The sequence below is a fragment of the Gemmatimonadota bacterium genome (assembly GCA_026706845.1).
Lineage (GTDB): Bacteria > Latescibacterota > UBA2968 > UBA2968 > UBA2968 > VXRD01.
The window spans coordinates 1-6,032 of record JAPOXY010000119.1; the positions used below are offsets into that span (position 1 = coordinate 1).

Genomic DNA, 6,032 nt, shown 5'->3' on the forward strand with positions numbered 1-6,032 from the left:
CCACCCAGGTTTCAAGCGTGCGCAGGTACTTACCCCCTCGCTTTACGAAGGTATTAGCCTCGGGACCTACGAGGGCGATGAAGCGGCGATTGAATGCCTTGATGCGAAAAATCGGACCTGAATTTCGGTATTGTTTGACGAGAAGCGAGCGCAAATCGCGCTTCATGTCGATGGCGTTGCCAAGAAGCGGCAACCCCGGTGCCTGCGGTATCTCTTTGCGTGGGGTAGGGGCAGGGACAGGAGGCTCATGCTCGCGGATCGCTCTGGTAACCGATTGCCCGATCAGGTCCATTTTGCGAATCAGTTCGATCCGTTCTTGTACCTCCGATAGTTCCGACTGGGATAAAATATTCTTGAACACGCCGCAGGCATCTGCCAGACAGATAATAACGATGTCGCGCGGATCTGGAATTTCATCGGTGAACAGTACGCGCATAATGCGTAACCGGACTTCTTCTACTGGTTGTCCATCAATGGTTGGATAGCGGCGAGAGCGCGACACCAGGCGCGAGAGGAGAAAGATATCTTCAGACTCGGCTTCCAGGATGCCCCGGTTGACCAACCGTGCAAGTGCTTTATCGCGGATTTCGTCGCCCCGTTTGGCCGTTTGTGCGACCCAATAGCTGGCATCTCGCGTGTCTGTATCCCGTGCGATGTCGGCAAGAGTGGGATCGAGCAGGTCGTCTTCGAGAGGCGTGGTGTCAACCAAAAAGAGATGCTCGAGATCGGTATCGATGCGGTTTTCCAGGGCCAAATCCATCAATACGGCCCCGGCGAGGACGATGTTCATAGTGTCCGGTGTAAGGCCGGGCGCGAAATCACCCCGGTCTTCATCGTAAAGGAGTAGAAGTATTTCTTCGGCAAATCTCAGCATAAAGGACAATCGTGTGAAATCTATAACAAGAGAATTAGGAGCTAAAAAGACCGGGCAACTCGAAACCCGAATAGATAGTTGGACTGATCTTCGGCAGTAAACCAGAAGCGAAGCGCCGAACGCAAGGTCCATGGAAAATAATGCCACGAACCACCACGCAACACGCGATAATTAAATAAGCTGCGGGAAGGGAGGACCAATCCCTAATTCTTCTTTCATCCGCCCAAACCGTTTAGAAGCCTACGATCCTTCAGTTTATATGCAAAAAGTATGCCAATGTGATGAATCCCCAAACACATACTCGTAAGATGTTATTTTTAATCAGGATAAAATTATTATAAAAAATAAGAGCCAGACGGAATTTTATATCTTTGAGAACATATACGATCTCAAAAATAACCAATCTGACTCTTAAGTATCTTAATAACAGTAATTTAATTGCAAAAGAACATATATGACCCTAAAAGGTCATATATGTTCTTTATCTATCCGGGCGTTTGATACCCAGTTTTCTCATTTTCCCATACAGCGTCCCAGGATTTAGTCCCAGCAATGTTGCCGCGCCTCCGGCGCCCTTGATTTTCCAATTGGTGGCTTTAAGCATTTCGAGGATATAGCGGCGGTCATGTTCATCCAAAGACACGACTTCTCGGTCTTGCGAAGTGGGTAAAGTGATCCGCCTAAGAGGTGAGGCTGTGATTTGAGAACCCATCATTCCAAGATCATCCACTTCAATTTGAGAATCTCGGCACACGATGACGGCGCGTTGTATCGTATGCTCTAATTCTCGCACATTGCCAGGCCAATCGTATGCTTGCAACACTTCTATCACCTCTGCCGCCAAAGGCCCGATTTGCTTGTTCAGATGTGTGGCCATACGATTCTTGAAAAACTCGGCAAGATCTGGTATATCCTCCTTGCGCTCGCGCAGCGGCGGTAAAGACATTGGAAAGGCATTGAGGCGGTAATAGAGATCCTCGCGGAAAGCACTCGCGCTGATCATCTCTTCAAGGTCGCGATTGGTCGCTATCACAATGCGCGCCTGTACCTTCAACGTCTCATTGCCTCCAACGCGCTCAAAGATGCCCTCTTCCAGCAAGCGCAACATCCTGGCCTGCATTTCCAGACTCATATCGCCAATTTCATCCAAAAAGAGCGTGCCACCTTTCGCCAGTTCTACCTTACCCAGTCTGCGAGAAACCGCGCTGGTAAAGGCTCCCCTCTCGTGACCAAACAGTTCACTATCGATCAGCGTTTCAGGCAGTGCACCGCAGTTGACCTGTATAAAAGGACCATCGCAATTGGGACTCAGCGCGTGTAATACCCGCGCTGCTAATCCCTTACCCACACCGGTTTCACCTATAATCAGCACGGACAGATCAGTGGATGCTACCTTTCTGAGTTGGATTTGAAACGCGTGCAGGGCCGCACTCCCACCGATAAACTCGTTATTCCCCTGACTATTGAGTGTCGCAGTCAGACCCTCAATACGCGGATCTGGCTCTACTGAGAGTTGCACCTGCGCCACCTCTGAGTAATTGAGATCGCGATCTATCGCCCTGACCTGGAACGTGTACTCTCCCGGCGGCAAATTCCGGTAATGCGCCCGCATCTTTCGAGTTGCTGATTGCCAGTCAGCATCGTAGCCCTTCAGGCGATAGATGTAGAGCATATCGCGGGGATGGGTGGAAAAACTCAGGCCCTTGTACTCGAAAATCACATGCTGACCTATGGTAGATACGATGACGTCCTGCGGGTTCTCATAGATCTGATCGGCAACAATCTGAAGCAGGCGAATCCGGGGTGGGGTCTTTTGTTGCCGGTAGCGCACCAGAAAATTCTGGACTGTACCAAACCAGAAGTTTCCATCGCGATCTTCGAGTATCTGACAAACTGGTCCTATGTGCGGTGCCTTGATGGTCTGGAAAAGCTGACCATCGTAGTGAACCGCTCCCCCGTCTGTGCCGAGCCAGAGGTGGCCTTGCCGATCCTCGAACAAGCAACGGATGCGGTTGCTCGGCAAACCATCTTCAGTAGTGAAGTTGCGAAAGACAGTGCCATCAAAGCAACTGAGACCTCTTTGAGTAGCCACCCACAGGTTCCCATTTCGGTCTAACAGCAAATCGCTAACCCTGTTGTCTATCAGCCCATCTTCAACCCCATAAAATTTGAGCCCCTCTTCCGGATGCCAGCGCGCAAAGCCCTTGCATCTAATAGAAAAATTCTGGTATGACAGATGAAAATAGATCTCGCTATTGCGCCCGGTAATCACTGTGCCGATGCGGCTGTAAGGATCTTTATCTTTATCTTCCACAAAAAGGGTCTGAAGCTGCCCGCCCTGCTCGTAAGTAATCTTTAATGGACTGGCAAGAAGATCTTTCCTGCTTTTTATATTCTCCCATTCCCAATGTCCAAAAAGGAATTGTTCTTGCGAGTCCTGTGCGATTGCGCTGACACTTTTATTGCCTAAGCCCGCTATTGTTTGCATTTTTTTTAGTCTTTGTCCATCGTAGCAGAACAGGCCATCGCGACTACCAAACCACAGGTCCCCATTGCGGTCTTCATAGATGGCGTAACAGTTGTTGATATCAGCACCATCCTCAGTGCTTACGAATTCAAAGTGCTCACCATCAAAGCGAAAAACGCTTTTGTCCAAATGGTTGAAAACAGGAGACACAGAACCGACCCATATATCACCGCAACTGTCTTGTGCGATCTGTGAGATTTCTGGCTCTCCTGTAGACAATTCCGAACTGAGGTCGAAAACGCTGATACTGTGCGCATCGTAAAGGCCGACGCCACCCCAGGTGGCGAACCAAAACTGATGATCGCGGTCCTGGAACACGGCTTTGACCGCGGGATGGGGCAACCCATCAGCAGGGGTAAACCTGCGGAACCCACCACCGTCCTGATAGAGCACGCCTTCTGAGGTGCAAAACCACATTCGACCTTCACGGTCACACTGAATTTTGCGCAAAACATCACCCAAATCTATCTGAACAGGCTGGAAGTTGCCATCAGCATAGAACCAGAGTTCATTCTGTAATCCGTGCTGTCCAAACCACACCTTACCGGTACTGTCCTGACCCACGACATAACTTGTATAGCCTGGCGGAATACCGTCTTTTTCTTCATGGCGATAGAAGGATGTGCCATTAAAACGGATGAGGTTTTTAAAGCCAAACCACATCTGGCCTTCTGGATCCTGGGCAATGCCCCGACACTGATTGGGCGAGTAAGGAGCTGGCGGCTGGTCGTAGTGCTGAAGGTAGAGCGGCATCAGATCGTGGAACACAGTGCCGTCATAATATCCCAGAGTGCGGTGACCGCCACACCATATACGCCCCTCACGGTCTTCGTAGATGCACTGCACTGCACGATCTGCAATCCCTTCGTCCTCCAAATGATGGAAGTCTGCTCCATCATACCAGCAGACCCCATTTAGTGTACCGAACCACAACCGATTCTGACTATCCTCTGAAACAAGATAAACGCTGTCACCCACAAGACCATCCTGGTGGGTAAAATTCTGAAATGCGTCTCCATCGAAGTGACTAACACCGTTGTCCCATGTGGCGAACCAGAGGTAACCCTCGCTATCCTCGGCAATGTGTTCAATACGCATCCCTGCCAGACCATCGGCCATAGAATAAGTCTGCCAGGTCCCTTTGCGGTCAAGTGGTTTGATCATAAAAAACCTTATGATATAAAAAACAGGTTTATAGTTTATCTCACATTTGCAAACTAAATAATAATAATGATTTCCAAATATCCAAGGACAAATTACTCTTCAATCATTTGCCAAAATTTCCTTCTTTGCCTCTCCTTGCTCTTAATCTGGAGTAACGGCTGTAACCGATAGACAGATAGGAGATCCAATCTCGGATCTGAGTCATCTATCCTCAATATGAAATCTTTAATTTTCTCATCCAGCTTGAGCAACCGTAGAATCAAGCGGGTTTTGGTTCTCGAAATTCCTACCCTTTTTGCAAGTTCGGTCTGAGATTCAATGTGACCCTTTTCAAGAAGCTCGTGATAATACATGGCCTTTTTGATATAATTGGGATAGTACAGCTTTTAGGTAACCAATTTTTCTGGGGGCTTATGTCCGATTACGATAATAGGCTTCCTGTTCTTGCGGATATGATGGATGGGGAAGTTATCCCACACACAGAAAAGTTCAGTGGGTGAAACGGTTGGGGAGCCAAACGTGCCATCTCGCTGAACCTTTGGCCTATCCACACTGGGATCAAATAAAGCGAGTTGAATCCCATCAGGGGTATAGATCAGGTAGTTGATATGCAGTCTTAACAGGTCTTTCCGTTCCTCTGGTGTGGCTTCATTATATAATTCTTCAAAGGTCGTGAGTTTTTGCTCCCACAAAGCAATACTTACGGCCTTTTGTTTTGCCTTTATCTCACTTCATCAATATGATCTGTCAACCATTCGATCAGTTTATCACGAGAAACATCCCCTGAAGCAAGTTCTAAAATGACCTGTTCCTGATCATCTACGGGAGCATAAATTTCATACCCATTCAGAATCAGCATGACTTCCATAGCGGCATGCCCTACTCGCTTGTTTCCATCAATGAACGGGTGATTTTGAACCAGAGAAAAACACAATGCGGCTGCTTTTTCAATCAGAGTCGGGTAAAGATCACGACCTCCAAACGTCATACGGGGCTGGGCGATGGCGGATTCCAATCCGCCGAGGTCACGCAACCCCGTCGATCCGCCACTTTCTTCAATAATACGCCGATGAAGTTCTAACACTTCACTCAGACTGATATAACGCATCAACTCAACCTTCGATAGAGTTCCCGATGCTTCGTTAGAACATGCTCCGCAGCGTGCTCAAAATCTGCATCCGAATGTAAAAGGTCGGTTAATGCTGCCTTAGCCAATTTCTCTACAGGAACATTCAGTCGCTTAGCGGTCGCCTGTAGGCGTTTGACCTCATTTTCAGATAAATCCACTGAAAATTTCATTTTCTGCCTCCAGTCAAAAATTTGTTGCTCCACCTATCCAAAGGTCAAAGTCTATCAACATGGACTTGGCCCGATTTGATGTATAACATTTCAATTACCCATCACCTATGAAAAACTGATGGCACAGGATGATTGAGGTGAACCTTCTAAATTATACACTAAAAATGG

General features: G+C 48.1%; 4 protein-coding genes. All 4 read right to left on the reverse strand.

Annotation, left to right across the window (positions count from 1 at the left end):
* Positions 1 to 874: GPP34 family phosphoprotein (locus tag OXG87_11625; GenBank protein ID MCY3870198.1), on the reverse strand; the 874-nt coding region annotated here is incomplete at its 3' end.
* Positions 875 to 1,355: 481 nt separating this feature from the next.
* Positions 1,356 to 4,565: a sigma 54-interacting transcriptional regulator gene (locus OXG87_11630; GenBank protein MCY3870199.1), complete on the reverse strand. Its 3,210-nt coding sequence runs from the start codon at positions 4,563 to 4,565 to the stop codon at positions 1,356 to 1,358.
* Positions 4,566 to 5,286: 721 nt separating this feature from the next.
* Positions 5,287 to 5,676: a type II toxin-antitoxin system death-on-curing family toxin gene (locus OXG87_11635; GenBank protein ID MCY3870200.1), complete on the reverse strand. Its 390-nt coding sequence runs from the start codon at positions 5,674 to 5,676 to the stop codon at positions 5,287 to 5,289.
* Positions 5,673 to 5,864 carry a hypothetical protein gene (locus tag OXG87_11640; protein ID MCY3870201.1) on the reverse strand — a complete coding sequence of 64 codons (192 nt, stop codon included), beginning with the start codon at positions 5,862 to 5,864 and terminating at the stop codon, positions 5,673 to 5,675. The genes OXG87_11635 and OXG87_11640 overlap by 4 nt, the downstream gene beginning before the upstream one ends.
* Between the last annotated feature and the right edge of the window lie 168 nt (positions 5,865 to 6,032).

Coding starts and splice junctions, on each gene's coding strand:
- OXG87_11630 (MCY3870199.1), bottom strand. CDS start 4,565: ATGATCAAACCACTTGACCGCAAAGGGACCTGGCAGACTTATTCTATG.
- OXG87_11640 (MCY3870201.1), bottom strand. CDS start 5,864: ATGAAATTTTCAGTGGATTTATCTGAAAATGAGGTCAAACGCCTACAG.